Raw genomic sequence first — 26166 nt, forward strand, 5'->3', positions numbered from 1 at the left:
GCTTGTCATATCTGTCACGTTAACTGTCATTAAACATGACAACCTGCTTACGGTGGAACGGACCCTTCCCGCAAGCAAAGGAAACAGCCCATGGAAGCCCGTCCCTCAGCCGTCCCCACGCCCAGCCACAGTCCACCGGGCGGAAACGGGAACCCGGTCCGGAAAAAACCCGGTCTCCCCGGATTTGCCTCCCACCTCGGCGCCGACGTCCCCGCTTCCCTGGTGGTGTTCCTCGTGGCGCTCCCGCTCTCGCTTGGCATCGCGGCTGCCTCCGGCGCCCCGATCATGGCAGGATTGATCGCCGCCGCCATCGGCGGCATTGTGGCCGGCAGCCTTGGCGGCTCACCGCTCCAGGTGAGTGGACCCGCCGCCGGGCTGACCGTCGTCGTGGCCGGCCTGGTGCAGGAGTTCGGCTGGCAGGTGACGTGCGCCATCACCGTGGCCGCCGGCGCCGTGCAGCTGCTGCTGGGTATAAGCCGCGTCGGCCGGGCAGCCCTGGCCGTTTCCCCCGTGGTGGTCAAGGCCATGCTCGCCGGCATCGGCGTCACCATCATCCTGCAGCAGCTCCACGTACTACTGGGATCGGAGCCTGCGGGCTCTGCGCTTGAGAACCTCGCAGGACTGCCTGCCGCCATCACCAACCTGGAACTGCATGCGGCCCTGCTGGGCCTGGCGGTCATCGTGATCCTGCTGTGCTGGCGGTTCCTTCCCCCCATTGTCCGCCGGGTGCCGGGCCCGCTGGCGGCAGTTGCCGCCGGTACCGCGTTGGCGGTCGCCTTTGCCCCGGGGGTGGAACGGATCTCCCTCGACGGCTCGATCTTCGATGCGATCGCGCTGCCGCAGCTTCCCGACGGAAACTGGCGGGCCTTCGCCTTCGCAGTCCTGACCATGGCCCTGATCGCGAGCATCGAATCCCTCCTTTCCGCGGTTGCAGTGGACAAAATGCACACCGGCCCGCGCACCAACCTCAACAAGGAACTCGTCGGCCAGGGCGCCGCAAACATCGTCTCCGGATCACTGGGCGGCCTTCCCGTCACGGGGGTCATCGTCCGCAGCGCCACCAACGTGGAAGCCGGCGCAGCCACCCGGACCTCCGCCGTGCTGCACGGCGTGTGGGTCCTTGCCTTCTCGGCGCTCTTCGCCGGGCTGATCCAGCTCATCCCGCTGGCCGTCCTCGCCGGCCTGCTGGTGGTCATCGGCGCGCGCCTGATCAAGGTGGCGGATATCCGCACCAGCCTGCGGACCGGAGACCTCCTGATCTACGCCGTGACCCTTGCATGCGTTGTCTTCCTGAACCTACTGGAGGGCGTCATGATCGGGCTCGCGCTGGCCGCCGCGTGCGTGCTGTGGCGGGTCCTGCGCGCCCCGATCCAGGCCCATCCTCCCGCCACTACGTCGTCGCCCTGGCGGGTGACCGTTGCAGGATCCTGCAGCTTCTTCGCGCTGCCGCGGTTGAACGGTACGCTGCAGTCCATCCCCGCCGCCGTGGACGTCGTGGTGGAGCTGAATGCGGACTACGTGGACCATTCGTTCCGCGAAGCCCTGCTGGCCTGGCGGGTCCAGCACCAGGCCACGGGCGGCACCGTGAACCTCGAAGAGCACGGGAACACCCTGTTCCGGGACGCGGCGCACCAATCGCCCCGGCGCGGAGAAGCCAGCGAGCTTCCGCTTCCGCCCCGGAAGGAATCCCTGCTGCAGGGGATCAACAAGTATCACCGCCGCTTCGCGGACCAGGTGCGCCCGCTGGTGCACGACCTGGCCGAGGCACAGAATCCGGACAGCCTGTTTGTGGCCTGCGTCGACTCCCGCGTTAACCCTAATCTGATCACCAGCAGCGGTCCGGGCGATCTGCTCACCCTGCGGAACATCGGCAACGTGGTGTGCAACCAGGGCCAGGATGCCTCGATCGACTCGGCCCTGTCCTTCGCCGTCAATGGCCTGGGCGTGAAGTCGCTGGTGATCTGCGGGCATTCAAACTGTGGCGCCATGAAGGCGCTGATCGCCGAGGCGGACGGCGCGGACCACGCCTCCCTGGGCCCGGCGTTCGGGCGCTGGCTGGGGCACTCCCGGCAAAGCCATGCCGAACTGCTGGCTGGCCACCCGGTAGGGAGGCAGGCCGCCGCCGCCGGGTACAGCACGGTGGACCAGCTGGCGATGGTCAATGTGGCCGTGCAGCTGGGCAAGCTCCACAACCATCCGCACGCGGGGCCCGCCCTGGCCGGCGGGCAGGTCCAGGCAACCGGCCTGTTCTACGACATTGCCACCGCACGGGTCCTCGAAGTGAGGCCGGACGGCATAGCGGACCTCGACCCGGCGCTCGGGGCCAGGTTGCAGGACGACGCCCTGGCGTCCGGCTAGTCCGGGTACCTGCGCCAAGGCCCGCCGCCAATAAAGGAAAGGCGCCCCGGTCCACAGACGGACCGGGGCGCCTCCTGCGTGGCGGTGCCTGAACTTACTTGGCCGTGCTTGAACGGGCGATGTCCCAGGCGTTCGTCGATGCTGCCATGAGCAGCGCGGCACCGAGCATGTGGGCCGCCACCAGCAACGCGGGAATGCCGTTGTAATACTGCGTAAACCCGATGATGGCCTGGAGGATGGTGACTCCCAGGAGCATCAGGACCGCCGTCCGGAAGGGGCCGGTAATGCGCCGCCGGATGACCAGCACCAGCGCCACCACCGTTCCCGCGGTAACCAGGTAGGCAGGCACTGCGTGGATGTGGGAGAACAAGTCCCAGTCGAGGTCGTTCCGGGGAGCATCTGCGTCACCCGCGTGCGGACCGGCTCCAGTCACCACCACGCCGAGCATGACGGCCACGGCAGAGAAGAGGGCGACGGCGGCAGTCACCGGGCGCAGGGCCGCGGGCAGGACGGCCGGCCGGGCCGCCGGGAAACGGCCGGTCCGGCCGAAGGCTCGGTTCACCAGCAGGGTTGAGAACACCACCAGGGCCATCGACACCAGGAAGTGGAGGCCCACCACCCACGGATTGAGGTTGGTGAGCACGGTGACGCCGCCGATGACCGCCTGCGCCGGGATGCTGGCGAGCAGCCCGAGGGCAAGCAGGAAGAGGTCCTTGCGTTCCTTGCGCAGGTTCCACAAGTAGACCAGCATGAGCGCGGCCACGGCGGCCAGCGCGAAGGTCAGGAGCCGGTTGCCGAACTCGATGAAGCCATGGATGCCCATCTCGGGGGTGTTTACGATCGAGTCCGAGGTGCAGCGGGGCCAGGTGGGGCAGCCAAGGCCTGACGCCGTCAGGCGGACAGCCCCGCCCGTGACCACCAAAAGCGTCTGGCCGATCAGGGAGGCAACGGCGAGGCGGCGGATGCGGACGTCCACCGTACGGGGAAGCCGCGACGCCAGGCGGCCGGCAATCTGGGGAAGGCGTGAAGCCGTGGTCACGATTATCTCAATTCCACTTGAACCAACGGATGGCTGCGGCTCCGGCAATGACGGTCCAGAGCAGCAGGATCAGGGCGGCGCCGCCGTTCACGGCCCCGCCCAGGAAAGCGGCGCGCATCGATTCCCCGAGGGCGCCGGAAGGCAGGAAATGGACCACGGCCTGCGCCGCGGCGGGCAACCTTTCGGCCGGGATGACGATGCCGCCCATGGCTCCCAGGAGGATCCACAGCAGGTTGGTAATCGCCAGCGTCGCTTCCGGCCGGACGGTACCGGCCACCAGCAGCCCCAGTGCGGTGAATGCCGCTGCACCCAGCGCAAGCAGGGCAAGCCCGGGGAGCCAGCCCGACGCCGTCGGCTGCCAGCCCAGCACCAGGGCGACCAGGCCCACCACTACCACCTGGAGGCACAGGACGGCCAGGACCGAGAGAACCTTCCCGGCAATCAGGCCGCCGCGGCCCAGGGGCGTCGTGGACAGGAAACGCAGCACCCCATAGCGGCGGTCGAAGCCGGTGGCGATGCCCTGCCCGGTGAAAGCCGTTGACATGGCACACAGAGCGAGGATCCCCGGAACAGCCACATTGATGCGGCTGGAGCCCATACCGTCGAGGAAAGGCGTCACCGTCAGGCCGACCAGTGCCAGCAGCGGCAACACCACGGCCAGGATCAGCTGCTCGCCGTTCCGCAGCATTGTCATTGCCTCGTATTTGCCTTGCAGGAGGACGCGGCGCGGCAGGGACGCGGGCTTCTGCGTCTCCCGGATCGCTGCGGTACTCATCGGATGTCCTTTCCTGAGATGTCCAGAAAGACGTCTTCAAGGCTACGCGCCTGGAGGCTCATCGATGCCGGCATGATGCCCTTTGCTTCCCACCACTGGGCCAGGGCGGACAAATGGCGGGGTGTGAGGGCGCCGGTGACGGCGTAGCTGCCGGCACGGGCCTCGGAGACGTCGACGTCGTCCGGCAGCACCGCAGCCAGGTCCAGCCCGGCGGGTGCCTCGAACACCAGGGTCCGGACGTGCTCGCCGGCCTGGTCCGCCACGGGGTTGCGCTGCAGCAGCTCATGGACAGTGCCCTCGGCGACGTTGCGGCCGCCGTCAATGATGTACACGTAGTCCGCAAGGCGCTGGGCGTCGTCCATCAGATGGGTGGTCAGGATGATTCCCATGCCGCCGTCGCGCAGCTCGGCAATCAGGTCGAACACCAGCTGCCGGGACTGCGGGTCCAGTCCGGCGCTGGGTTCATCCAGGAAGAGGACTTCCGGCCTGCCGATCAAGGCTGCGGCGAGTGCCAGGCGCTGCTTCTGGCCGCCGGAAAGCCGGCGGACGCTGGTCCGGCTGAAGGCATCGATGCCCAGCCTGCCCACCAGGTCTTCCAACGGCCAGGGGCGGGCGTACAGGCCGGCGATATGCCGCAACAACGGGATGGGCCGTGCCGACGGCGGGAGCCCGCCGTCCTGCAGCATCACCCCGACGCGGGAGCGCAGGTCAGCACCGGCCGTGGCGGGGTCCTGGCCCAGCAGGGAAATGCTGCCGCCGGTACGTTTCTGCAGGCCCTGCGCGCATTCCAGGGTGGTCGTCTTGCCGGCTCCGTTTGCGCCCAGCAACGCGGTCACCTGCCCGCGTTCCGCGGTGAGGGAGACGCCGCTGACAACCCTGAGCATCTTTCCGTCCAGGCTGGACAGGGGGCCTACGTCCTTGATCAGCCCATGGATGGACAGGACGGGGGACTGGGGGGATCGCACCACAGTATTCTACGGGATGTAGTACTCCGCGCCGTCCGGCGGGGTTGGGAGGAGCGCCGGGAAACTGCAGGAAGTCATATTCCGTGCGGAGCCAAGGTCAGCCTGCCCTTACTGGAGTGCGGGACTAAATTACGACATGATTGTGTTGTGTATTCCATGACCAACGCTACCGCTGTGCCTGTTGCCGGGCCGGGACCCGCTGCAGCCGGTCCTGTGGCAGACGCTGACGAGCGCACCCGGGACCGGGTCCTCGCTGCCGTCCTGGAACACGGTCCCGTCAGCGCGGCCGAGCTGGGGGACATGCTGGGGTTTACCCCGGCCGCTGTCCGGCGCCATTTGGACCACCTTTCCCGGGCCGGAGTCATCGAGGTCAAGCGCCTCGCCAAGCCGGGAACGGGTGCCGGCCGCCCCGCACGCCGTTACGTCCTCAGCTCCCAGGGCCAGTCCAGCCTGGGCAACGACTACCTGGACATCGCCGCCCTTGCGCTCCAGCAGCTGCAAAAGGTAGCCGGCCCCGACGCGGTGCGCGCCTTCGCCGAAGAACGGTTCGCGGATATGGAGCGGCGCTACGCACCCGAAATCGAGCAGGCCGGCCCGGACATCCGGGACCGCGCCACCGCACTCGCAGCGGCGCTGACCCGCGACAACTTCGTGGCTTCCGCTGCGTCCATCGAGGCAAAGGCACCGCTGCCCGCGGCGCTTTCCAGCGTGCAGCTCTGCCAGGGCCACTGCCCCATCCAGCAGCTCGCCGCCCGCTTCCCGGTGTTCTGCGACGTCGAGACCGAAGTCTTTTCAAGGCTGGTGGGCGTTGACGTCCGCCGCCTCTCCACGCTGGCCCGCGGCGGCCACGTCTGCACCACACATATTCCTACAGGCAGGCTGCCTGCCAAACCGGCCACGGTGCCGGCGGCAGCCCCCGCCAGCCTGGACGAAGTAATCAACCATCAGCAAGAAAGGCCGTGATGACGGACCAACTATCAGAGAAAGCAGTCGCCGAAAACACTGTGATCTCGGAGATTCTGGAAAAGAATCCCGAGCTCCACGGCATCGGCAACTACGAGTACGGCTGGGCCGACAAGAACGATGTCGGCGCCAACGCCCGCCGTGGGCTCAACGAAGAGGTAGTCCGGGACATTTCGGCGAAGAAGAGCGAGCCGGAATGGATGCTCGACCTGCGCCTGAAGGGCCTGAAGTATTTCGACCGCAAGCCCATGCCCACCTGGGGCGCGGACCTCTCCGGCATCGACTTCGACAACATCAAGTACTTCGTGCGCTCCACCGAGAAGCAGGCTGCCACCTGGGAAGACCTGCCCGAGGACATCAAGAACACGTATGACAAGCTGGGCATCCCCGAAGCCGAAAAGCAGCGCCTTGTTTCGGGTGTTGCCGCCCAGTACGAGTCTGAGGTTGTTTACCACCAGCTGCGGGAGGACCTTGAGCGGCAGGGTGTCATCTTCCTGGACACCGACACAGCGCTGAAGGAACACCCGGAGATCTTCGAGGAGTACTTCGGCACCGTCATCCCGGTGGGCGACAACAAGTTCGCCTCGCTGAACACCTCCGTCTGGTCCGGCGGCTCGTTCGTGTACGTCCCCAAGGGCGTCCACGTGGAGATCCCCCTGCAGGCCTACTTCCGCATCAACACGGAAAACATGGGTCAGTTCGAACGCACGCTGATCATCGCCGACGAGGACTCCTACGTCCACTACATCGAAGGCTGCACAGCGCCGATCTACACCTCGGACTCGCTGCACTCCGCCGTGGTGGAGATCATCGTCAAGAAGGGCGCCCGCGTCCGGTACACCACCATCCAGAACTGGTCGAACAACGTCTACAACCTGGTGACCAAACGTGCCGTCTGTGAAGCAGGCGCCACCATGGAGTGGATCGATGGAAACATCGGCTCCAAGGTCACCATGAAGTACCCGGCCGTGTACCTTGTAGGCGAAGGGGCCAAGGGCGAGACCCTGTCCATTGCCTTCGCCGGCGAGGGCCAGCACCAGGACACCGGTTCCAAGATGGTGCACGTTGCGCCGAACACCAAGAGCTCGATCATCTCCAAGTCCGTTGCCCGTGGCGGCGGCCGCGCCGCCTACCGCGGCCTGGTCCAGATCCGGGAAGGAGCCAAGCACTCGGCCAACACCGTGCGCTGCGACGCCCTCCTGGTGGACACCATTTCCCGGTCTGACACCTACCCGTACATCGACATCCGCGAGGACGATGTCCAGCTGGGACACGAGGCCACCGTTTCCCGCGTCAGCGAGGAACAGCTGTTCTACCTCATGTCCCGCGGCATGCCCGAGGACGAGGCCATGGCCATGATCGTGCGCGGCTTCATTGAGCCGATCGCCCGCGAACTGCCCATGGAATACGCCCTCGAGCTGAACCGCCTCATCGAACTCCAGATGGAAGGATCCGTCGGTTAATGACTGCCGAAGCAACTACCGAAAAGGCGCGCGTCGGCGCACCGTCGATCGCCGGTTTCACCGAGGAGGGCGAGCACCTCGTCGCCTCCAAGGTGGACCGCCACCACAGCCACGGCACACAGGTCATGGCCTCCCGCGCCGAGAGGCTCACCAGCCATGTCGTGGCCGACTTCGCCCTGCCCAACGGCCGGGAAGAGGAATGGCGCTTCACCCCGGTGCGTGAACTGGCCAACCTGCTGTCCGATACCCCGTCGGAGGCGGGCGCCCTTGGCGTTACGGTCGAGGCACCTGCAGCCGTGGTCCAGCGGACCCTCCGCGCAGGTGAGGCCCCCCGTGGCGCCACCCTCGTCCCCGCCGACCGTGCCGCCGTCGTGGCTTCCGCGAACGCCGGCGACGCCCAGCTCATCTCCATCCCGGCGAACGCCGAGTTGGACGAGCCGGTGCGCCTGGTCCTGACCGGCAACGGCGCAGGCCGCCGGACCAACTCCCACGTGGTGATCGAAGCCGGAGTCAACAGCCGCTCCGTCGTGATCATCGAGCACGACGGCACCTCAGACCACAACGGCAATGTTGAGGTCCTGGTCCGCGAAGGCGCCCACCTCACGGTGGTTTCCCTGCAGCTTTGGGGGGACGACGCCAAGCACCTGGCACAGCATGACGCCGAGGTTGCCAAGGACGCCGTGTACAAGCACATTGCCGTAACTCTTGGCGGCAAGATCGTGCGCCTGAACTCCAACGTCCGCTTCGCCGGGGAAGGCGCCGAGACACAGCTCCTGGGCCTTTACTACGCCGATGCCGGCCAGCACCTGGAGCACCGTTCCTTCGTGGACCACAACGTGGCCAACTGCAAGTCCAACGTCCTGTACAAGGGCGCTCTGCAGGGCAAGGGCGCGCACACCGTGTGGGTTGGCGACGTGCTGATCCAGAAGCAGGCCGAAGGCACCGATTCGTACGAGAAGAACCAGAACCTGGTGCTCACCGACGGCTGCCGCGCGGACTCCGTGCCCAACCTCGAAATCGAGACCGGCCTGATCGAGGGTGCCGGCCACGCCAGCGCCACCGGCCGGTTCGACGACGAGCACCTGTTCTACCTGATGGCCCGCGGTATCCCCGAGGATGTTGCCCGCCGCCTGGTGGTCCGAGGCTTCCTCAACGAGATCATCCAGCAGATCAAGGTTCCGGCCCTCGAAGAGCGCCTGACCGAGGCTGTTGAGCGCGAACTCGCGGCAATCGACTACTAGAGACAGGCGGGCAGGAACGTATGAGCGGCAAACCCAAGGGTGAGCTGGTGTGCAGCGCCAATGACATCAAGGTCAAGCAGGCGCTGCGCATCCTGGTCGACGGCTACCCCGTGGCCGTTGTCCGGGATTCGATGGGGGACATCCACGCCATCGGCGACACGTGCTCGCATGCGGACATTTCACTGTCCGAAGGCGACGTGGAAGGCTGCGCCATCGAGTGCTGGGGGCATGGCTCCCAGTTCGACCTGCGCAGCGGCCAGCCGCTCCAGCTTCCGGCTTACGATCCTGTTCCGGTATTCGCCGTCGAACTCGACGGAGACGACGTCTATGTGGATGTCACCAACGTTTTGAACGGCGCAGCAGTAAACAACTACTGAGCGCCCGCAGCACCAGACTTACGAGCGAAAAGAAAGAAGAGCATGTCAACTCTTGAGATCAAGGACCTGCACGTCAGCATTGAGACGGAGCAGGGCACCAAGGAGATCCTGAAGGGCGTCAGCCTGACCATCAGGACCGGCGAGACGCACGCCATCATGGGACCCAACGGCTCCGGCAAGTCCACCCTCGCCTCCACCATCGCCGGCCACCCGCGCTACACCGTCACCAGCGGCACCATCACGCTGGACGGCGAAGACGTGCTGGCCATGAGTGTTGACGAGCGCGCACGGGCCGGCGTCTTCCTGGCCATGCAGTACCCGGTAGAGGTTCCGGGCGTCACCATGACCAACTTCCTGCGCACCGCGAAGACCGCCATCGACGGCGAAGCGCCCAAGCTGCGTACCTGGACCAAGGACGTCAAGGACGCCATGGAGAAGCTGCGCATCGACGCCGACTTCGCGCAGCGCAACGTCAACGAAGGCTTCTCCGGCGGCGAAAAGAAGCGCGTGGAGATCCTGCAGCTGGAACTCTTCAAGCCCAAGTTCGCCGTCCTGGACGAGACCGACTCCGGTCTGGACGTTGACGCTCTGAAGATCGTGTCCGAGGGCGTCAACCGTGCGCACTCTGAGGGAAACATGGGCACCCTGCTCATCACCCACTACACCCGCATCCTGCGCTACATCAAGCCTGACTTCGTGCACGTGTTCGTGGACGGCCAGGTTGTGGAGGAGGGCGGCCCCGAGCTGGCCGACCGCCTCGAAGAAGAAGGCTACGACCGTTACGCCAAGGGCGCCGGCGCAGCCGCCGTCGCGGCTCCGGCCGCAGTCCAGGCCTAGTAAGGACTTGCCATGACCGAAATCAAGCCGGGCCGCACGGCCCTGGAGGATGTCGAAGAGGCGCTCAAGGACGTCATCGACCCCGAGCTTGGCGTCAACGTTGTCGACCTGGGACTGCTGTACGGCCTGAAGTACTCCGACGACGACGGTGCGCTCCTGATCGACATGACCCTCACCACAGCGGCCTGCCCGCTCACCGATGTGCTCGAGGAGCAGGTGGGACAGGCCCTGGACGGTGTTGTGGACGATTGGCGCCTGAACTGGGTATGGATGCCGCCATGGGGTCCCGAGCGGATCACCGACGACGGCAAGGACCAGATGCGGGCCCTCGGCTTCAACATCTAAGTCCCCACTGCCTTATAGACGACGACGGCGGGTCGCCTTTCGCAGGAAAGGCGGCCCGCCGTCGTCGTCGGTCCATCCGGGGTGAACCGGGGTTAGAGGGTGGCGGCGCTGAACGTATCGCACTGGTTGATGTCGCCGGACTGGTAGCCCCGGGAGAACCAGCGCTGCCGTTCCTCGCTGGAGCCGTGCGTCCAACCTTCGGGGGAGACGCGGCCCGTGGCGGCTTTCTGGATCCGGTCGTCGCCAACCGAAGCGGCGGCGGACAATGCGTCGTTCACATCCTGCTGGGTGAGGGGTTCCAGGTACGGCTGGCCCGTAGCCGGGTCCGGGGTGGTGGAGGCGTACTTGGCCCAAAGACCGGCATAGCAATCCGCCTGCAGTTCGGTGCGTACGGACCCTGACTCCGGTCCCTGCGGATCCTGCTGCGCCCGCTGCAGGTCGCCGAGCAGATTCTGGACATGGTGGCCGAACTCGTGCGCCACCACATATTCCTGCGCCAGCGGGCCGCCGGAGGAACCAAAACGGTCCACCAGCTCCTGGAAGAACCCGGGATCGAAATACGCCGTGGTGTCCGTGGGGCAGTAGAACGGGCCCACCTCGGAGGTCGCAGCCCCGCACGCGGTGTTGGTGCCGCCGCTGAAGATCACCGCTTCCGGCCGCGGGTACTGCACCTTGTATTGCTTCAGGTAGCCGGGCCAGAACGCATTGAGGCTGTTGACGGTGCCCGTGATCCGGCAGTCCAAGCGGGCGTCCGCGTCCGCGCCGGTGCTGCAGGCAGGTGCCGTGCCCTGCGACTGTCCAGACGAGCCCCCGTCCACCAGTCCGCCGAGCATGTTGGGGTTGATGCCCAGGAGGAGGGCAACGAGCAGGACCAGGCCGCCGCCGATGCCGCCGCCGACTTTCACCCCGGTGCCCATGCCCCGGCGGTCCTGGACCTGGGAGGGATCAAGCTGGACGTTGTCGTTGAAACTCATAACGTCACATTACCCGCGGGCCGGGCGCTCAATCTGCCCTGCCGGTAAAGTTGGTCCGTGCCCTTCCTCGACAAGCTCCAGCGCTGGGCCGGGCAGCGGCCGCACGACACCGCCGTCGTGATAGCCGGGCGCCGCCTCGACTGGGAGCAACTGCGGGACGCCGCGAAAGACGAGGTGGCCGGCACGAAATCCGTCACGGCACTCTGCGAAGCCAATTCCGTGGACTTTGCCGTGAAATTCGCAGCCGCCGTGGCGGGCCGCCGGCAATGCGCCGTCCTGGATCCGGCCTGGCCCAAGTCCCTGCAGGAGGACATCGTCCGGCGGGTCGAGGCATGCGCCGATTCCGCATCGGTGTCTCCGGATGACGGGTTGGCCGACGGGCCGGCGGTATCCACCTTCCTGATTGGCCTCACCTCCGGAACCACGGCTGTACCCAAGGCCTTCACCCGCTCCCGGCGGTCCTGGCAGCAATCCTTCGATGCCTCGATCGAGTTTTTCGGTCTCCGGCAGGATGACGTGACCCTTGCGCCTGGTCCGCTGGCCGCCAGCCTGAACCTTTATGCCCTGGCTGAGTGCCTGTATGCCGGTTCCGAGTTCCAGACGCTGCAGACGTTCGACGTCGGCGACGTCCATGCGGCGATCACCCACGACCGTGTCACCCGGCTGGTCCTGGTACCCACCATGCTGCGGATGCTCAGCGAGCGCGGCATGACCGGATGCGTCGATGCGTCCGGTATCCGGACTATCATCTGCGCCGGTTCCAAGCTTGATGCGCGCACCCTCGAAGCGGCCAGACGCTGGGCTCCCAACGCCACCATCTACGAGTACTACGGCGCCTCCGAACTGAGTTTCGTGTCCGGTCTTGGCCTGTCCCCCGGCCAGGAGGCCACCGCCGGCGGGACCGGAATCGGCCGGCCGTTTCCGGGGGTCGACGTCCGGATCCTGGATGACGAGGGCGCACCGGTCCCCGACGGCAGCTACGGCAACATCTGCGTCCGCAGCGGCATGGTGGGCAACGGTTACCTGTGGGGCGACGACGGTGAAGCGCTGCGGTGCTTCGGCGACTGGTACACGGTGGGGGACCAGGGCTACCTGGCGGACGGCGAACTGCACATCCTCGGCCGCCGCGCCGACATGATTCTGACGGCGGGACGGAACGTCTACCCGCATGAGGTGGAACTGGCATTGGCGGCCGTCCCCGGGGTCTCAGCAGCTGTTGCTGCCGGGATGACTGATGACTTGCGTGGCCAGCGCGTTGTCGCCGGCGTGTTGCCGTCCCACGGCGGAATCAGCGCCACCCAGCTGCGGGCCGGCCTGGAGGACATCCTGTCCCGGCACAAGCGGCCGTCGCAGTACTACCTGCTCGCGGAATTGCCCACCACGGACCGCGGCAAGGTCAGCCGCAACCTCCTGCTGGAGTGGATCAATGCCCGCGACCCCAGGGTGCGTGCCCTTGGCGCCTGACGTCCAGCCGCCCGGCCTCCTGCCGCCCGAACGGCAGCCGGTCATCATCGCCGCGCGCCGGACCCCGGTGTGCCCCGTCAACGGAGCGCTGCGGAGCCTGCGCGCCCACGAACTCCTTGCTCCGGTCCTCCGGGAACTGGCCGCAGTGGCGCTGGACCCCGCGTCCGTCACCGACGTTGTTATCGGCAACGCCGTCGGAGGGGGCGGGAACGTTGCACGGCTTGCCCTGCTGGAGGCGGGACTGCCGGCCGCCGTGCCGGGAATCACCGTTGACAGGCAGTGCGGTTCGGGCTTGGATGCAATCGTCCTTGCCGCACGACTCGTTGCGGCCGGCGGCGGACCGCTCTACCTGGCAGGGGGAGTGGAAAGCACCAGCACCGCGCCCCTGCGTGCCCACAGGAAGGACGACGGCGGCCCGGAGTTCTACCGGCGCGCCCAGTTTGTGCCGGACAGCTTCGGGGACCCGGACATGGGCGTGGCGGCGGAAACGGTGGCCGGCGCGTACGGCGTTGCCCGGGAACGCCAGGATGCTTTCGCGCTGGCCAGCCACCGGAAAGCCCTCGCCGCCATCCGGGACGGACGCTTCACGGACGAACTCGTGCCGCTGGAGACTCCCGCGGGGACCGTCTCCGTGGACGGCGGGCCGCGGGCGGGCCTGACGCCGACTGTCATGGCACGCTTCCGGGCCGCCTTTGTGCCAGGAGGGACTGTCACTGCCGGAAATTCCTGCTTTGACGCGGACGCCGCCTCCGCCGTCGTCGTAACCTCCCTTGCGCGGGCCCGCCTGCTCGGGGTGCGTGATGGCCTGCTGGTGCGCGGCACCGGTACCGCCGGGGTGGCTCCGCAGGTGCTGGGGATGGGCGCTGTTCCGGCTGCCAGGGGCGTCCTGGCTGCGGCCGGTGTGAAGGCCGGCGAGCTGGACCTGGTGGAATTCAACGAGGCGTTCGCCTCACAGGCCCTCGCGTGCCTCGATGAGCTGGGCATCGATCCCGGCCGGGCAAACCTCGACGGCGGGGCGCTGGCGCTGGGGCACGCCTACGGTGCGTCGGGTGCCGTGCTGGTGACCCGGCTGCTCGCCCAGGCGCGGCGGGCGGGCACCGAGGGCGCCCTGGGGCTGGCCATGATCAGCATGGCCGGTGGAATGGGCACGGCGGCACTGCTGGAGTACCGGCGGCTGTAACGCCGCCTGGCGTCCCGCCCGGTCAGTCTTCCGGTTCGCCCAAGCCGCGGGCCGCCAGCGCCTCACCTGTTTGGCGGGCGTACGCCACGGATGTGATGAAGACCGGCAGGACCAGTGCGCGGGGGTTGCGCTCCAGTCCCCGGGCCCTGGCGGAGTCGCGCACGTCAGCGAAGGTGCCTGCGATGAAGGGAATGCTGCGGAGCATGATGCCGATGGTCAGCGCGAAGCGTTCGGGATCGGCGCCGAACCTTTTGAAGGGCCGCGCCAGGTGGACCACGCCGTCCAGGAGCCGCTGGATCGGCGTGGTCGCGGTCAGCAGGGATGCTGCCACGACGCAGACCAGGATGTTCAGCACGATCCGGCCCGCTGTGGGTCCGCCCAGCTGCCACCACTGGAAGAGGCCAATGACCAGGAGCACGGGGGCCAGTGGGCGGACGGCGTGCCACAGCCGGCGCGCCCCGGCGCCCGTGGCGAGGAACAGGCCGCAGAGCAGGGCCAGGACACCTGCGGAGATGCGCCAGTCGACGATGAGGAAGGAAAGCAGTCCACAGCCGATGACCAGGAGGAACTTCAGCGCCAGCGGTGCCCGGTGGACCAGTGAGGTACCGGGCACGTAGTTGGCCAGGAGGAAGCCGTGGCCCCTCACGTGGAATCCCGCCCTGTGGCGTCCAATCCCTGAAGGCACCATGAGCGGTAGGCCGCCACGGCCTCCGCCGGGGCGCCGTCGAAAGCCACGCGGCCCTGCTCGATGACCAGGACCCGGTCCATGTCCAGGGCCAGGTCAAGGTCGTGGGTGGACATGATGATTTGCTGGTCCAGGTGCGCCAGAGTCCTGCGGAGCAGCTCGCGGTTGCGCAGGTCCAGGAGGGTGGAGGGCTCGTCCAGCACCAGCACCCGGGGGTTTACCGCCAGCACGGCGGCGAGCGCCATCAGTTGCCGCTCGCCGCCGGACAGCTCGTAGATGCTTTGGTCCGCCAGGTTCAGCAGGCCCAGGCGTTCGAGGGCTTGTTCCGCCAGGTGCCGCCGTTCCGTACCGTTCTTGGTTGAACGGCGGAGGGACAGTTCGACGTCTTCCCGGCCGGTGGGCATCACCAGCTGGGACAGGGGATCGGTGAAGACGAAGCCCACGTTGCGCCTGACCTTCCGGACGGCACCCACAGTGTCGTCGCCGTCGACCGTGACGGTGCCGCTGGAGGGCTGGATGAGTCCGTTGACGAGGCGCAGCAGCGTGGATTTGCCCGATCCGTTGGCGCCAATGACGCCCACCCGGGCTTCGTCCAGCCTGAGGCTTACTGCGTCCAGGAGGACCTTGGGCTGCGGGGAGTCCTCGCTTTCGACGGCGACACGCACCTGGTCGAACGTTACTGCCGGCATGCGTAGTCCCTAGGCGCTTCGGGTGGGTTGGGTGCGGCGGCGGACGCGGCGGACCAGGACATCGGGGAACGCCCGGTGGAGGGCGACGGCGACGGCGGCGGCCAGGAGGTTCTTGATGATGTCTCCCGGGTAGAAGACCAGGTCGCTAAGGAAGGCCTGCTCCAGCGTGGCCTTGGAGTTGAGGGCAATTCCCAGGACGCCCAGCGTATGCACGAAGACGATGCTGGTGGCCGTGGCGGCCAGGAAGAACCACAGGGCGCGGGCTTTCGTGGTCCGGCGGATGACCACAGTCGCCAGCCAACCCACTGCCGCGGCGGCGATGGGGAAGGCGATGATGTAGCCGGCCGAAGGCCCCGCGAGGATGGCCAGGCCGCTGCGGCCCTGGCTGAAGATGGGCAGGCCGGCCAGCCCCAGGAGGGTGTAAAGTCCGACGGCGGCGGATCCGCGGGCGGGCCCCAGCACCAGGCCGGTGAGCATCACGGCCAGGGTCTGGAAGGTGATGGGGACGCCGAAGCCGTTCAGGGCCAGTCCCGGCACCAGTGCGGCGCCGGCCACGAGGGCGGCGAAGACGGCGACTAGGCCAAGGTCGGTGCCGTTCCAGCGCCGGCGCTCCGTCCGCTTGCTGGTTTCTGTGGTGGTCTCGGTGTTGCTCATGGCGGTCCTGTCGGGGTTGTACAAGCGGAATCTAATGTACAGCCGACGCTACCGGCGCGAAACGGGGACCATTTTGTAGGGGTCCTACTAAGGGAGGGCGTGGGCGCTTTTGGGTGGGCACAAAGGGGACCGGACATGAACTGCGCGGGTCTATGCAACGGCCGGAGAGTCGGGGGAGACTGGGCGCCATGCGCAAGCTGACCTTCGCCATGAACCTGAGCGTCGACGGCTACATAGCCGCACCCGGCGGCGACATTGGCTGGAGCGTACCGGGCGACGAGTTGTTCCAGTGGTGGTCCGACCGGGTGGGGGCCACGGGCCTGGCGCTGTACGGGCGCAGGCTGTGGGAGACCATGAGCCCGCACTGGCCCACCGCCGACCAACAGCCTGGGACCACACCGGCTGAGATCGAATTTGCCCGGCGCTGGCGGGACATGCCGAAGGTGGTGTTCTCCTCGACCCTCAGCGCCGTAGACTGGAATGCCCGCCTGGTCACCGGTGACGCGGTCACCGAGATCACCCGGCTCAAGGGCGAAGACGGCGGCCCGATGGACATTGGCGGAGCCACGCTCGCCGCAGCGGCCATGCGGGCCGGGTTGATCGACGAGTACGTGACCGTCACCCATCCGGTCCTGGTGGGCGGCGGCAAACCCTTCTTTACAGCCCTGGACACCTGGGTGAACCTGACGTTGGTGGACACGAGGGCATTTCCCAACGGCGTAGTCATGACGGAGTACCGGACCAGGCGCTGACCCTCCGTTGCTGTCCTGCACGATCCCCGCCTTGGTACCCTGTGGCGCATGCCCATCAAACTCGAAAACGTAGGCATCGCCGTCCGCGACCTGGAAGCGGCCATCGCTTTCTTCACCGACCTCGGTCTCACTGTGGTGGGCCGGCAGACCGTGAGCGGGGAATGGGCCGACACCGCCGTCGGACTCGACGGCAACCACGCCAGGATCGCCATGCTCCAGACCCCGGACGGCGCCGGCCGCCTCGAACTGTTCGAATACATCCACCCCGACGCGATCGAAACTGGGCCCACCCGGCCCAACGAAATCGGAATGCACCGCGTCGCCTTCTCCGTCGACGACATCGGGCAGGCCCTCGAGACTGCCGCAAGGCACGGCTGCCACCCGCTGCGCGGCGTGGCCACCTATGAAGACGCCTACAAGCTCAGTTACGTCCGGGGTCCCAGCGGCATCATTGTGATGCTTGCCGAGGACCTGACAAAGGGCTGAGCCCGCCGGCCGGCTGCAATATACTCCGAACATGCCCATCACGCACCCAACCCTCAATGCTCAACGCCCTGACCACAAGACCCTCGGGGGCCGGCCTTGAGCGGCGGCCTCGTAGCCCTTCTGGATGACGTGGCAGCCTTGGCCCGCATAGCGGCAGCATCGGTGGATGACGTGGCAGCCGGCGCCGCGAAGGCTGGTGCCAAGGCGGCCGGCGTCGTCATCGACGACGCCGCGGTCACCCCGCAGTACGTCTCAGGGGCGGACCCGTCCCGTGAACTGCCGATGATCAAGAAGATCTTCTGGGGTTCCATCCGCAACAAGCTCCTGATCATCCTGCCCGCGCTGCTGCTTATCAGCGCCTTCATCCCCTGGATCATTCCGTTCATTCTCATGCTCGGCGGCACCTACCTCTGCTACGAGGGCGCCGAGAAGGTCTGGCATAAGCTCCGCGGCGGCCACCACGAGGAAGACGAAGCCCCGGCGGTGGAACGCGGGCACGATGCCGAGGCCAAGGTGGTCAAGGGCGCGATCACCACCGACTTCATCCTGTCCTGCGAGATCATGGTCATCTCCATGAACGAGGTGGCCACCGAATCCATCTGGGTCCGCGCGTTCATCCTGGTCCTGGTGGCGTTCGCCATCACGGTGCTCGTGTACGGCGCCGTCGCGCTCATCGTCAAAATGGACGACATCGGCGTGCACCTGGTGGGCAAGGATTCTCCCCGCTCCAAGCGCCTCGGAAGGTTGCTGGTCACCGGAATGCCCGCCGTGCTGGCCACCATCACGTTCGTGGGAACCATCGCCATGCTCTGGGTCGGCGGCCACATCATGCTGCAGGGCGCGCACGACCTCGGCTGGCACGCACCCTATGACCTGGTCCATGGGATTGAGCACCCGGTGGCGGGCGTTGCCGTCGTCGGCGGTCTTTTAGCTTGGCTCGTCAACACCCTTTGCTCAACCGTCGTCGGCCTCGCCTGGGGCCTCATAGTGCTGGCAGTGGTCGGCCCGATCCTGAAGGTGCTGCCGTTCGGCAAGGCAAAAGGCGGGCACAGCGAGTCTGCCGCGCCCGCCCCGAACGGTGCGCCCGACGAACACCATGCCTGACAGCTGCCGCAGCCGGTGCGCGTTTCAGAACGCGTAACGGATGCGGCAGTACGGCGTGATTTCCTCAATGAGCGCGGTCAACTGCGCCACATAGCCAGCCTTTGCCCGTGACCGGTAGCGAACGTTGTTGAATCCGTTGGAGGACGTCTTTGACTCCTGGAGGCCGGGACGCCACAGAACCTTTTCAGCCTGCGGATGCCAGCCCAGGTTGACCTCATGCAACTGCTCGTTGTGGGTCAGGAAAATGACCTCCGCCGCGAGTTGGGCCTTGGCTGCCCCGGTCAAGGTCGCGTCGAGCTGGCGGAGAAGTTCTTCCCAGTCGGCCAGCCAGGTGTCGGTGATGATGACGGGGGAGAAGTTCACGTGCACTTCGTAGCCCGCGTCGACGAAGTCGTTAATCGCTGCGATCCGTTCCGCCACCGGCGACGTCCGGACGTCAATGGACCTGGCCAGGTCCGCCGGCATCAGGGAGAAGCGGATCCGGGTGTGGCCGCCATGGTCCCATGCCAGCATCTCCGGGTTGACGAACTTGGTGGCGAAGGACAGCCTGGCGTTGGGCAGTTCGCGGAAGAGCCCCACAAGCTCCTGGACGTTGGGGCTGATCAGTGCATCCACCGAGCAATCGCTGTTCTCGCCGATGTCGTATACCCACAGTTCCGGGTCGCACTGGTTGGGCTCCAGCTTGAGCCCCTGGCGGGTGGCGTGCCGCTCAAGGGTCGCCGCGATCTGGTCGATATTGGCGAACACCGTAATTGGATTGCTGTAACCCTTGTGCCGCGGAACGTAGCAGTAGGCGCACGCCATCGCGCAGCCGTTCGCTGTGGAAGGCGCAATGAAATCCGCCGAACGGCCATTCGGTTTGACGGTCAGCGACTTTTTGATCCCCAGGACCAGCGCTTCCGTTTTGATCCGTGACCAGCGCGGCACGTTGGTTTCGTCACCATGCAGGTCCGGGATGTTCCAGTGGCTGTCCACCAATACGACGTCGGCTCCGGGCCAGCGCGCGAGAATCTGCTGGCCACGTGGCAGCTCCAGGGCGGCCGGCTGTGCGTAGATACGCCGGATCTGCAGCAGCCGATCGAATTCCATGACCCCATTCTGCTTGAACCCTGGCGGCGGCGTCCCCGGTTAAGCCCTCGGCACCATCGCCGTACAGCCGGGAGTTTCTGCTGCTGAAACCGGCCCGGTCCGCCGGACGGTAGACTGAAGTGTGCCGTTTTCCGGCCACTCTGCCCCAGCGTCCCGTCGCACACACTGCGCGGACCGTGGCGTTCCCTGTTGTGAAAGGCCTTACCTGCTGTGATTACTGTCCAGGATCTTGAACTGCGCGCCGGTGCCCGGCTCCTCATGGACCAGGTGAGCTTCCGCATCGATAAAGGGGACAAGATCGGCCTGGTGGGCCGAAACGGCGCGGGCAAGACCACCCTGACCCGTGTCCTCGCGGGTGAAGGCCTGCCAGCCGCCGGCAAGGTGACCCGCAGCGGCGAAATCGGCTACCTGCCCCAGGATCCGCGCACCCCGGACATGGAACAGCTAGCGCGGGACCGCATCCTTTCCGCCCGCGGCCTGGACGTCGTCGTCGGCAAACTGCGCAAGGCGCATGACGAAATGGCGAGCGATGACGCCGACGTCCAGCGCAAGGCCATGAACCGGTATGACCGGCTGGAGTCCGAGTTCCTCGCCGCGGGCGGTTACGCGGCGGAGGCCGAGGCGGCGTCGATCTGTTCCAACCTTGCCCTGCCGGACCGGTTGCTGAACCAGCCGCTCAAGACGCTCTCCGGCGGACAGCGGCGCCGCGTGGAGCTGGCCCGCATCCTGTACTCAGATGCCGAAACCATGCTCCTGGACGAACCGACCAACCACCTCGACGCCGATTCCATCGCCTGGCTGCGTGACTTCCTGAAGAACCACCAGGGCGGCCTAATCGTGATCAGCCACGACACCGACCTCCTGGAAGCCACCGTGAACAAGGTGTTCCTGCTGGACGCCAACCGCGCCCAGATTGATTTCTACAACATGGACTGGAAGCGCTACCTCCTGCAGCGCGAAACGGATGAGCGCGCCCGCAAGCGTGAACGCGCCAACGCCGAAAAGAAGGCCCAGGTCCTCATGGACCAGGCCAACAAGATGCGGGCCAAGGCCACCAAGGCCGTCGCCGCGCAGAACATGGCAAAGCGTGCCGAACGGCTGCTCAGCGGCTTGGAAGCGGTTCGCGAGCAGGACCGCGTGGCAGCTTTGCGTTTCCCCGATCCGTCGCCCTGCGGCAAGACCCCCCTCACCGCGGACGGGCTCAGCAAATCCTACGGTTCCCTGGAAATCTTCACCGACGTTGACCTGGCGATCGACCGCGGCTCCAAGGTGGTCATCCTGGGGCTTAACGGCGCCGGCAAGACCACCCTGCTGCGCATGCTCGCCGGCGTGGACGCGCCGGACACCGGCGAGGTCATCCCGGGCCACGGGCTCAAGGTGGGCTACTACGCCCAGGAACACGAAACCCTGGACCACGACCGCACCGTGCTGGAGAACATGCGCTCGTCCGCGCCGGACATGAAGGACGCCGAGGTCCGCGGCATCCTGGGCTCATTCCTGTTCTCCGGCGACGACGTGGACAAGCCCGCAGGCGTGCTCTCCGGCGGCGAGAAGACGCGCCTGGCCCTGGCCACCATCGTGGCCTCGAGCGCCAACGTCCTCCTCCTCGACGAGCCCACCAACAACCTGGACCCCGCCAGCCGCGCGGAAATCCTCGGCGCGCTCCGGAACTACACCGGAGCCGTCGTCCTGGTCAGCCACGACGAAGGCGCTGTCGAAGCCTTGAACCCCGAACGGGTTGTCATGCTTCCGGACGGCGTGGAAGACCTCTGGAACGAGGACTACCTGGACCTGATCACGCTCGCCTAGCGCACCGGCAGTTCCAAGGCCCCGGTCACGCGGAGCAGGTCCTGGTAGGTGATGCTGAACATCGAGTGGTGGTCACCTGCTCCAGCCCACAGCAGCCGGTGGGCCTGCAGGGTTTCGTCCAGGAGTGTCCTGATCCTCTTCGGGTGGCCTAGCGGGGCGACCCCGCCCACCTCCTGCCCGGTATGTTCCAGGACGAAGGTGGGGGAGGCCCGGCGGATCCTGCCCGTGCCGAGCCGCGAGGCAACCAGCGCCGTATCAACGCGGGCCGCACCGCTGGCCAGTATCAGCAGGGGCTCGCCGTCGAGGTCGAAGATGAGGCTGTTGGTGATGGCGGCAAGATCGCATTCCAGTGCCTGCGCCGCGGCGGCTGCCGTGGGCACACCGGCAGGAAAGGTTCGCACGGTGTCGCCGACTCCGGCCTTCACCAGCGCCGAACGCACCACGGCGACCGGCCCGTCGTCGAACGTTGCCATCGCTTAGTACCCCTGTGCGTCCAGGAGGGCGTCTTCTTCTTCCTCTGCCGTCGCCTTCTTACGCTTGCGCGGCGGTGCGGGCCGGCGCCGGGCGGCCGGGACGGCTGAGTGGACCGTTCCGTCCAGTTCCGACTCGTCCTGGTCCTCGGCATCGATCGCGGCGTTGCGTGCCTGCTGCCGCGCCGCGTAGCCGAAGCCTACGAACATCAGGACTCCGAACGCGAACCACTGCAGCGAGTAGGACAAGTGCGTCCCTTCGTCAGTGGACGGTTTGGGGAAGGATACCGGCGCATCCGCCGGCGCCGGCGTTTCCGAGGCGAGCTGGCCGTAAGCGCCCGTGAGCACGGGATAACCCAGCTGCGCGGAGTACGTGGGAAGGTCGATGGATGCCAGCTGCCCCTCAGGTGCCCCGCGCTGCAGTTCCGGCTCGCCGTGCTTCAAACGGACGACGGCGGTGACGTCACCCGTGGGCGGGGCGGGAACGGAGTCAGGACTGCCTGGATTCCTGTTGCCGATGGGGAGCCAGCCGCGGTCGATGACCACCGTTTCGCCATTGGCGAGACGGAACGGGACCACCACCTCGTACCCGGGCTGCCCGTTGAGCGGCCGGTTGCGGACAATCCGCTGGCCGGCGGCGTCGTAGGAGCCCTTCAGCTCCACCTGGGTCCACTCTTTGGCCGGGTCAAGCTGGATGAACTGGTCCCGCGCCTGTTCAAAGGGAATGGGAGTGGCCGAATAGTTGCTGACGACGCGGTTGATCTCGGCCAGGGTCTCGGCGCGGCGGTCCATCTGCCAGCGGCCAAGGAACACGCACGCGGTGGCAAAGACAGCCGCCAGCAGGAGGTAGCCCAGCCACTTGCTGGAAAAGAGGAAACGGTACATTCAGATGTCCTGCTCCAGGGAGGCTTCCCCGGGGGCTTCGAGCGGGAGCGTTTCTTTCCAGAGGCCACGCGTCTGCAGGTAGTCCTCCAGCCAGTCCCGGTGGTCGGTGCAGGCCAGCCAGGTCTTGCGGCGCTCGGGGGCATGGATTTTTGGGTTGTTCCAGAGAATCTGCCAGGATGCCTGGGCCCTGCACGCCTTCCGTGAGCAGACGGCGCCGGCCTCTGATGCCATGTCCGATCCAGCTGCGAAATCGAAAATGCTCATAATGCCTGCCGCTCCTCCCCGGGCTCCGGGTCCTCGTCCTTCACCAGCTCGCCCTGCAGTACGGCGCTTCCCGGCTCGTCGTCCTCCACCGGCGCTGGAGGGCTTTCCAGCTCGGCCAGCGGTGCGGAGTCCAGCAGCAGGTCACTGGGCGTCTCGGCTTTGTCGCTGCCGTTGGCGATGATCACGGCGATCCAGGGCAGGAACACAGCTCCGGCAACGGCAATGATCTTCAACCATCCGTCCACCACGAATATCAGGATCAGGCACACCATGCGGATGCCCATGGCCAGGGCATACTTGATCATCCGCTGGCGCATATCCTCCGAATGCGCGCCGGCGGCGTCAGTAATGCTGTGGACTTCGCTGTCGCCGGAGAACCGGCCCGGTTCTTCGGGCGCGGAGTGTCCCGCATGGTTTTCAAGGGTCACGGTGAATGATCACGCTCCAAAGGCTTCCCTTAATTCTCGCACCATCGGCAGTGCTGCCCAAACCCGCCGGGAGCCTGCCGCTAAGATCGGAGGCAGCCCAAACCACACCCGCTACCGCGGCGCAGCCTGCCGCAGAATCCCGGAGCCCTTTATGACTGAAACAGCTTCCGCACCCCGCAGCGTCCTGGTGACCGGCGGCAACCGCGGTATTGGCCTGGCCATTGCCCAGGCGTTCCTCGCCAACGGTGACAAGGTGGCGGTGACCTACCGCAGCGAAACCCAGCTGCCGGAAGGCATTCTTGGCGTCAAGGCGGACGTTACCGATGAGGCTTCGGTGGACGCTGCCTTCAAGGAAGTGGAAGCTGCCCACGGTCCGGTGGAAGTCCTGGTGGCCAACGCCGGCATTACCAAGGACACGCTGTTGCTGCGCATGAGTGAGGACGACTTCACCTCCGTGATTGACACCAACCTGACCGGCGCCTTCCGTGTCATCAAGCGTGCGTCCAAGGGCATGATCCGGCTGCGCAAGGGCCGCGTGGTCCTCATCTCTTCGGTTTCAGGCCTGTACGGGGCCCCGGGGCAGATCAACTACTCCGCCTCCAAGGCCGGTCTGGTGGGCATCGCCCGTTCCCTCACCCGGGAACTCGGGTCGCGCGGCATCACCGCGAACGTGGTGGCACCCGGGTTCATCAACACGGACATGACGGCCGAGTTGCCCGAGGCCACCCAGAAGGATTACCTGGCCAGCATCCCTGCCGGCCGTTTCGCCGAAGCGGCTGAGGTGGCCAACGTGGTCCGCTGGATCGCCAGCGACGAAGCCGCGTACATCTCCGGTGCGGTCATCCCGGTGGACGGCGGCCTGGGCATGGGCCACTGACCCTTTGGCCCACGCCGCTGCAGGAAACTAGCCCCGACGTCCTTATTTGTCGAAGTCAGACAAAGGATGTTGGCAAGGACCGCTGGCATGATGGACTGCAGACCACAACTATTTAGATGTTTCGAACAAAGGAAGCTCGTATGGGACTGCTCGACAACAAGACGGCGATCGTCACCGGATCATCGCGGGGCATTGGCGCCGACGTAGCGAGGATCCTCGCTTCGGAGGGCGCCGCCGTCGTGGTCAACTACCGCCAGAAGGCCCCGCGTGCCAACAAAGTGGTGCAGGGCATCGAAGCCGCCGGTGGCCGCGCCGTCGACGTCGGGGCGGACCTCACCACCCAGGAAGGGGTGCAGGCCCTGGCCAGCGCCGCCATGGAGAACTTCGGCTCCCTTGACCTCCTGGTCCTGAACGCGTCCGGCGGCATGGAAACCGGGATGGGGGAGGACTACGCGCTCAAGCTTAACCGCGACGCGCAGGTGAACATGCTCAACGCCGCCGTGCCCCTGATGAAGGAAGGCTCGCGCGTGGTCTTCGTGACCAGCCACCAGGCCCACTTCATCAACACCGTCCCCACTATGCCGGCCTACGAGCCGGTGGCCCGCAGCAAGCGCGCCGGCGAGGACGCCCTGCGGGACCTGATCCCCAACCTGGCCGACAAAGGCATCTCCCTCGTGGTGGTTTCCGGCGACATGATCGAAGGCACCGTCACCGCCACGCTCCTGGACCGTTCCACCCCGGGTGCCATCGAAGCCCGCCGCGCGGAGGCCGGCAAGCTGTACTCGGTGGAGGAGTTCGCGCAGGTTGTGGCCGGGATGGCTACGGCCGACGTGGAATCCGGACACACCGAGTACGCCGGCGGAGCGGACTACTTCGGCAAGAGCGCAGAAGCTTCCAGCTAGGCTCTGCCCCCACGCGAGATGGCAGTTCGCGGCAATGTTCACGTCGAACACCGCCCGAACTGCCATCTCGCGGTTATAGGAGCGTCAGACCCCGGCGATGTGGCGGACGGCGTCCAGGTATGGCATGTTCAGGGCTGCGTCCGCTACGGCGCGGACAGCGGGCTTGGCGTTGAAGGCCACGCCTATTCCGGCTGCGCCGAGCATATCCAGGTCGTTCGCGCCGTCGCCCACGGCGATGGTGTGTTCAAGCGCAATACCCTCGGCCGCAGCCCATTCCCGCAGGTATTTTTCCTTGGCTGCCCTGTCCACCACCGCGCCCAGCACCTTGCCGGTCAGCGCGCCGTCGACGATCTCCAACTCATTGGCCTGCCAGTAGTCAATGCCCAGGTCCCCGGCGATCGGCTCAAGGATCTGGTTGAAGCCGCCTGACACCACAGCCACTGTATGGCCGGCGGCTTTGAAGGCGGCCACAAGCCGATCGGCACCTTCGCTGAGCTTCACTTCCCTGCGGACGGATTGGACGACGTCGGCGGGCAGTCCCGCGAGCACGGCAACCCGGGCGTGGAGGCTTTGGGCAAAGTCGAGTTCGCCGCGCATGGCGGCTTCCGTGACGGCCGCCACCTCCTCGCGCTTGCCGGCGTACGCGGCAAGGAGTTCGATGACCTCCTGCTGGATCAGGGTGGAGTCCACATCCATGATCAGCAGCTTTCGGGCCGCGGAGCGGAGCCCGGCCGGGACAAGCGCAGTGTCGAAATCATCGGTTGCGGCATCCGCCACGGCCCGCCGGAGGGCGGCCAGGCCGGCGGCGGTGGCATCCGGAAGGGCCAGGTCAAGGACCTGGACCCCGTAACGGCTGTCACCGGCGGAGGATTCGGACAGCACGTCCGCGCCGTGTGCGGCAAGGACGGAACGCAGCTGCTCCAGCCCGGCGGGGGTCACATTGAGGCCATAGCTGACCGCAGTCACGTTCGAAGTCATGCCTGCAATCTTAGCCAGCGCCGACTGGGCGACTGGAATTCGTTGCGGGGCTGCCCGCGCCGGGCCCTTAGGGGACCTTGACACCGGTTATCAGTCATCTTCTTTTTTGTCCT

28 protein-coding genes are annotated in these 26166 nt (G+C 66.6%); 15 read left to right on the forward strand and 13 right to left on the reverse strand.

Features of this window, described 5'->3' with window-relative positions; all coding sequences use genetic code 11:
* The first annotated feature begins 90 nt into the window (after positions 1 to 90).
* Positions 91 to 2358, forward strand: a complete 2268-nt coding sequence (locus NIBR502770_RS07540) for a bifunctional SulP family inorganic anion transporter/carbonic anhydrase (RefSeq protein WP_141181547.1) — start codon at positions 91 to 93, stop codon at positions 2356 to 2358.
* Positions 2359 to 2452: 94 nt separating this feature from the next.
* Here NIBR502770_RS07540 and NIBR502770_RS07545 read toward each other — a convergent pair whose 3' ends face one another.
* Genes NIBR502770_RS07545 through NIBR502770_RS07555 form a run of 3 tightly spaced genes read right to left on the reverse strand, consistent with a single transcriptional unit; the run spans position 2453 to position 5137 of the window.
* Positions 2453 to 3397, reverse strand: coding sequence for a heme A synthase (locus NIBR502770_RS07545; protein ID WP_141181548.1), 945 nt, complete (start codon positions 3395 to 3397; stop codon positions 2453 to 2455).
* A gap of 7 nt (positions 3398 to 3404) precedes the next feature.
* The gene (locus NIBR502770_RS07550; RefSeq protein ID WP_141181549.1) at positions 3405 to 4172 is read right to left on the reverse strand and encodes an ABC transporter permease; all 768 of its coding nucleotides are present in this window, start codon (positions 4170 to 4172) and stop codon (positions 3405 to 3407) included.
* Positions 4169 to 5137 (reverse strand): ABC transporter ATP-binding protein, encoded by a 969-nt coding sequence (locus NIBR502770_RS07555; RefSeq protein WP_141181550.1) that lies wholly within the window; start codon positions 5135 to 5137, stop codon positions 4169 to 4171. Before NIBR502770_RS07555 ends, NIBR502770_RS07550 begins: the two co-directional genes overlap by 4 nt.
* Before the next feature lie 156 nt (positions 5138 to 5293).
* Between NIBR502770_RS07555 and NIBR502770_RS07560 the strand changes: the two genes are divergently transcribed.
* From NIBR502770_RS07560 to NIBR502770_RS07585, 6 genes are read left to right on the forward strand one after another with little or no spacing between them, the layout of a single operon-like run.
* Complete coding sequence (locus NIBR502770_RS07560) at positions 5294 to 6100, forward strand: metalloregulator ArsR/SmtB family transcription factor (RefSeq protein ID WP_246857444.1); 807 nt, start codon at positions 5294 to 5296, stop codon at positions 6098 to 6100.
* Positions 6100 to 7563 carry a Fe-S cluster assembly protein SufB gene (gene sufB, locus NIBR502770_RS07565; RefSeq protein ID WP_141181552.1) on the forward strand — a complete coding sequence of 488 codons (1464 nt, stop codon included), beginning with the start codon at positions 6100 to 6102 and terminating at the stop codon, positions 7561 to 7563. Before NIBR502770_RS07560 ends, sufB begins: the two co-directional genes overlap by 1 nt.
* Positions 7563 to 8804 (forward strand): Fe-S cluster assembly protein SufD, encoded by a 1242-nt coding sequence (sufD, locus tag NIBR502770_RS07570; protein WP_141181553.1) that lies wholly within the window; start codon positions 7563 to 7565, stop codon positions 8802 to 8804. The genes sufB and sufD overlap by 1 nt, the downstream gene beginning before the upstream one ends.
* Positions 8805 to 8824: 20 nt before the next feature.
* Positions 8825 to 9181: a non-heme iron oxygenase ferredoxin subunit gene (locus NIBR502770_RS07575; protein WP_141160488.1), complete on the forward strand. Its 357-nt coding sequence runs from the start codon at positions 8825 to 8827 to the stop codon at positions 9179 to 9181.
* 42 nt (positions 9182 to 9223) lie between these two features.
* Entirely contained in the window at positions 9224 to 10018 is a 795-nt protein-coding gene (sufC, locus tag NIBR502770_RS07580) for a Fe-S cluster assembly ATPase SufC (RefSeq protein WP_141160487.1), read from the forward strand.
* Between the two features lie 12 nt (positions 10019 to 10030).
* On the forward strand, positions 10031 to 10363 hold the full coding sequence (locus NIBR502770_RS07585) for a metal-sulfur cluster assembly factor (RefSeq protein WP_018761278.1): 333 nt from the start codon (positions 10031 to 10033) through the stop codon (positions 10361 to 10363).
* Positions 10364 to 10455: 92 nt separating this feature from the next.
* Here the strand turns inward: NIBR502770_RS07585 and NIBR502770_RS07590 are convergent, their stop codons facing one another.
* Entirely contained in the window at positions 10456 to 11337 is an 882-nt protein-coding gene (locus tag NIBR502770_RS07590) for a neutral zinc metallopeptidase (protein WP_141160486.1), read from the reverse strand.
* A 57-nt stretch (positions 11338 to 11394) separates the two neighbouring features.
* Between NIBR502770_RS07590 and NIBR502770_RS07595 the strand changes: the two genes are divergently transcribed.
* Together NIBR502770_RS07595 and NIBR502770_RS07600 are read left to right on the forward strand one after the other, a co-directional pair.
* The gene (locus NIBR502770_RS07595; protein ID WP_141181554.1) at positions 11395 to 12801 is read left to right on the forward strand and encodes a class I adenylate-forming enzyme family protein; all 1407 of its coding nucleotides are present in this window, start codon (positions 11395 to 11397) and stop codon (positions 12799 to 12801) included.
* Positions 12764 to 13981, forward strand: coding sequence for a thiolase family protein (locus tag NIBR502770_RS07600; protein ID WP_141181555.1), 1218 nt, complete (start codon positions 12764 to 12766; stop codon positions 13979 to 13981). Before NIBR502770_RS07595 ends, NIBR502770_RS07600 begins: the two co-directional genes overlap by 38 nt.
* Before the next feature lie 22 nt (positions 13982 to 14003).
* On the opposite strand, the gene NIBR502770_RS07605 is transcribed toward NIBR502770_RS07600, so the two are convergent.
* Genes NIBR502770_RS07605 through NIBR502770_RS07615 form a run of 3 tightly spaced genes read right to left on the reverse strand, consistent with a single transcriptional unit; the run spans position 14004 to position 16009 of the window.
* On the reverse strand, positions 14004 to 14627 hold the full coding sequence (locus tag NIBR502770_RS07605) for an energy-coupling factor transporter transmembrane protein EcfT (protein WP_141181556.1): 624 nt from the start codon (positions 14625 to 14627) through the stop codon (positions 14004 to 14006).
* Positions 14624 to 15355 carry an energy-coupling factor ABC transporter ATP-binding protein gene (locus NIBR502770_RS07610; RefSeq protein WP_141181557.1) on the reverse strand — a complete coding sequence of 244 codons (732 nt, stop codon included), beginning with the start codon at positions 15353 to 15355 and terminating at the stop codon, positions 14624 to 14626. The genes NIBR502770_RS07605 and NIBR502770_RS07610 overlap by 4 nt, the downstream gene beginning before the upstream one ends.
* Positions 15356 to 15364: 9 nt before the next feature.
* Positions 15365 to 16009, reverse strand: coding sequence for a biotin transporter BioY (locus tag NIBR502770_RS07615; protein WP_141181558.1), 645 nt, complete (start codon positions 16007 to 16009; stop codon positions 15365 to 15367).
* A gap of 188 nt (positions 16010 to 16197) precedes the next feature.
* Here NIBR502770_RS07615 and NIBR502770_RS07620 point away from each other — a divergent pair, with 188 nt between their 5' ends.
* The 3 genes from NIBR502770_RS07620 to NIBR502770_RS07630 all read left to right on the forward strand — a co-directional run bounded on the left by NIBR502770_RS07620 (position 16198) and on the right by NIBR502770_RS07630 (position 18351).
* A complete protein-coding gene (locus NIBR502770_RS07620) occupies positions 16198 to 16761 on the forward strand; it encodes a dihydrofolate reductase family protein (RefSeq protein WP_141181559.1) in 564 nt (187 codons plus the stop codon).
* A gap of 48 nt (positions 16762 to 16809) precedes the next feature.
* Complete coding sequence (locus NIBR502770_RS07625) at positions 16810 to 17247, forward strand: VOC family protein (protein ID WP_141181560.1); 438 nt, start codon at positions 16810 to 16812, stop codon at positions 17245 to 17247.
* Positions 17248 to 17343: 96 nt separating this feature from the next.
* On the forward strand, positions 17344 to 18351 hold the full coding sequence (locus NIBR502770_RS07630) for a DUF808 domain-containing protein (protein WP_141160478.1): 1008 nt from the start codon (positions 17344 to 17346) through the stop codon (positions 18349 to 18351).
* A gap of 24 nt (positions 18352 to 18375) precedes the next feature.
* Here NIBR502770_RS07630 and NIBR502770_RS07635 read toward each other — a convergent pair whose 3' ends face one another.
* The gene (locus tag NIBR502770_RS07635; protein ID WP_141181561.1) at positions 18376 to 19440 is read right to left on the reverse strand and encodes a spore photoproduct lyase family protein; all 1065 of its coding nucleotides are present in this window, start codon (positions 19438 to 19440) and stop codon (positions 18376 to 18378) included.
* A 210-nt stretch (positions 19441 to 19650) separates the two neighbouring features.
* Between NIBR502770_RS07635 and NIBR502770_RS07640 the strand changes: the two genes are divergently transcribed.
* The gene (locus NIBR502770_RS07640; protein ID WP_141181562.1) at positions 19651 to 21249 is read left to right on the forward strand and encodes an ABC-F family ATP-binding cassette domain-containing protein; all 1599 of its coding nucleotides are present in this window, start codon (positions 19651 to 19653) and stop codon (positions 21247 to 21249) included.
* Here NIBR502770_RS07640 and NIBR502770_RS07645 read toward each other — a convergent pair.
* Genes NIBR502770_RS07645 through NIBR502770_RS07660 form a run of 4 tightly spaced genes read right to left on the reverse strand, consistent with a single transcriptional unit; the run spans position 21246 to position 23296 of the window.
* A complete protein-coding gene (locus tag NIBR502770_RS07645; RefSeq protein ID WP_141181563.1) occupies positions 21246 to 21722 on the reverse strand; it encodes a YbaK/EbsC family protein in 477 nt (158 codons plus the stop codon). The genes NIBR502770_RS07640 and NIBR502770_RS07645 overlap by 4 nt on opposite strands.
* Before the next feature lie 3 nt (positions 21723 to 21725).
* Positions 21726 to 22604 (reverse strand): SURF1 family protein, encoded by an 879-nt coding sequence (locus NIBR502770_RS07650; protein WP_141181564.1) that lies wholly within the window; start codon positions 22602 to 22604, stop codon positions 21726 to 21728.
* Entirely contained in the window at positions 22605 to 22868 is a 264-nt protein-coding gene (locus NIBR502770_RS07655; RefSeq protein ID WP_141160473.1) for a hypothetical protein, read from the reverse strand.
* The gene (locus NIBR502770_RS07660) at positions 22865 to 23296 is read right to left on the reverse strand and encodes a DUF3099 domain-containing protein (protein ID WP_141160472.1); all 432 of its coding nucleotides are present in this window, start codon (positions 23294 to 23296) and stop codon (positions 22865 to 22867) included. Before NIBR502770_RS07660 ends, NIBR502770_RS07655 begins: the two co-directional genes overlap by 4 nt.
* 151 nt (positions 23297 to 23447) lie before the next feature.
* Between NIBR502770_RS07660 and NIBR502770_RS07665 the strand changes: the two genes are divergently transcribed.
* Entirely contained in the window at positions 23448 to 24173 is a 726-nt protein-coding gene (locus NIBR502770_RS07665; RefSeq protein ID WP_141160471.1) for a beta-ketoacyl-ACP reductase, read from the forward strand.
* 140 nt (positions 24174 to 24313) lie between these two features.
* Positions 24314 to 25075 carry an SDR family oxidoreductase gene (locus NIBR502770_RS07670; RefSeq protein WP_141181565.1) on the forward strand — a complete coding sequence of 254 codons (762 nt, stop codon included), beginning with the start codon at positions 24314 to 24316 and terminating at the stop codon, positions 25073 to 25075.
* Positions 25076 to 25159: 84 nt separating this feature from the next.
* Here the strand turns inward: NIBR502770_RS07670 and serB are convergent, their stop codons facing one another.
* Positions 25160 to 26053, reverse strand: a complete 894-nt coding sequence (gene serB / locus NIBR502770_RS07675) for a phosphoserine phosphatase SerB (RefSeq protein WP_141181566.1) — start codon at positions 26051 to 26053, stop codon at positions 25160 to 25162.
* Positions 26054 to 26166: the final 113 nt, after the last annotated feature.

The sequence above is a fragment of the Pseudarthrobacter sp. NIBRBAC000502770 genome (genome assembly GCF_006517815.1).
Lineage (GTDB): Bacteria > Actinomycetota > Actinomycetes > Actinomycetales > Micrococcaceae > Arthrobacter > Arthrobacter niigatensis.

Bases quoted from the DNA above. Each gene is read 5' to 3' on its own strand.
- NIBR502770_RS07540 (WP_141181547.1), top strand. From the start codon at position 91: ATGGAAGCCCGTCCCTCAGCCGTCCCCACGCCCAGCCACAGTCCACCG.
- NIBR502770_RS07550 (WP_141181549.1), bottom strand. From the start codon at position 4,172: ATGAGTACCGCAGCGATCCGGGAGACGCAGAAGCCCGCGTCCCTGCCG.
- NIBR502770_RS07560 (WP_246857444.1), top strand. From the start codon at position 5,294: ATGACCAACGCTACCGCTGTGCCTGTTGCCGGGCCGGGACCCGCTGCA.
- sufB (WP_141181552.1), top strand. From the start codon at position 6,100: ATGACGGACCAACTATCAGAGAAAGCAGTCGCCGAAAACACTGTGATC.
- sufD (WP_141181553.1), top strand. From the start codon at position 7,563: ATGACTGCCGAAGCAACTACCGAAAAGGCGCGCGTCGGCGCACCGTCG.
- NIBR502770_RS07575 (WP_141160488.1), top strand. From the start codon at position 8,825: ATGAGCGGCAAACCCAAGGGTGAGCTGGTGTGCAGCGCCAATGACATC.
- sufC (WP_141160487.1), top strand. From the start codon at position 9,224: ATGTCAACTCTTGAGATCAAGGACCTGCACGTCAGCATTGAGACGGAG.
- NIBR502770_RS07585 (WP_018761278.1), top strand. From the start codon at position 10,031: ATGACCGAAATCAAGCCGGGCCGCACGGCCCTGGAGGATGTCGAAGAG.
- NIBR502770_RS07590 (WP_141160486.1), bottom strand. From the start codon at position 11,337: ATGAGTTTCAACGACAACGTCCAGCTTGATCCCTCCCAGGTCCAGGAC.
- NIBR502770_RS07600 (WP_141181555.1), top strand. From the start codon at position 12,764: ATGCCCGCGACCCCAGGGTGCGTGCCCTTGGCGCCTGACGTCCAGCCG.
- NIBR502770_RS07610 (WP_141181557.1), bottom strand. From the start codon at position 15,355: ATGCCGGCAGTAACGTTCGACCAGGTGCGTGTCGCCGTCGAAAGCGAG.
- NIBR502770_RS07615 (WP_141181558.1), bottom strand. From the start codon at position 16,009: ATGAGCAACACCGAGACCACCACAGAAACCAGCAAGCGGACGGAGCGC.
- NIBR502770_RS07620 (WP_141181559.1), top strand. From the start codon at position 16,198: ATGCGCAAGCTGACCTTCGCCATGAACCTGAGCGTCGACGGCTACATA.
- NIBR502770_RS07625 (WP_141181560.1), top strand. From the start codon at position 16,810: ATGCCCATCAAACTCGAAAACGTAGGCATCGCCGTCCGCGACCTGGAA.
- NIBR502770_RS07635 (WP_141181561.1), bottom strand. From the start codon at position 19,440: ATGGAATTCGATCGGCTGCTGCAGATCCGGCGTATCTACGCACAGCCG.
- NIBR502770_RS07645 (WP_141181563.1), bottom strand. From the start codon at position 21,722: ATGGCAACGTTCGACGACGGGCCGGTCGCCGTGGTGCGTTCGGCGCTG.
- NIBR502770_RS07650 (WP_141181564.1), bottom strand. From the start codon at position 22,604: ATGTACCGTTTCCTCTTTTCCAGCAAGTGGCTGGGCTACCTCCTGCTG.
- NIBR502770_RS07655 (WP_141160473.1), bottom strand. From the start codon at position 22,868: ATGAGCATTTTCGATTTCGCAGCTGGATCGGACATGGCATCAGAGGCC.
- NIBR502770_RS07665 (WP_141160471.1), top strand. From the start codon at position 23,448: ATGACTGAAACAGCTTCCGCACCCCGCAGCGTCCTGGTGACCGGCGGC.
- NIBR502770_RS07670 (WP_141181565.1), top strand. From the start codon at position 24,314: ATGGGACTGCTCGACAACAAGACGGCGATCGTCACCGGATCATCGCGG.
- serB (WP_141181566.1), bottom strand. From the start codon at position 26,053: ATGACTTCGAACGTGACTGCGGTCAGCTATGGCCTCAATGTGACCCCC.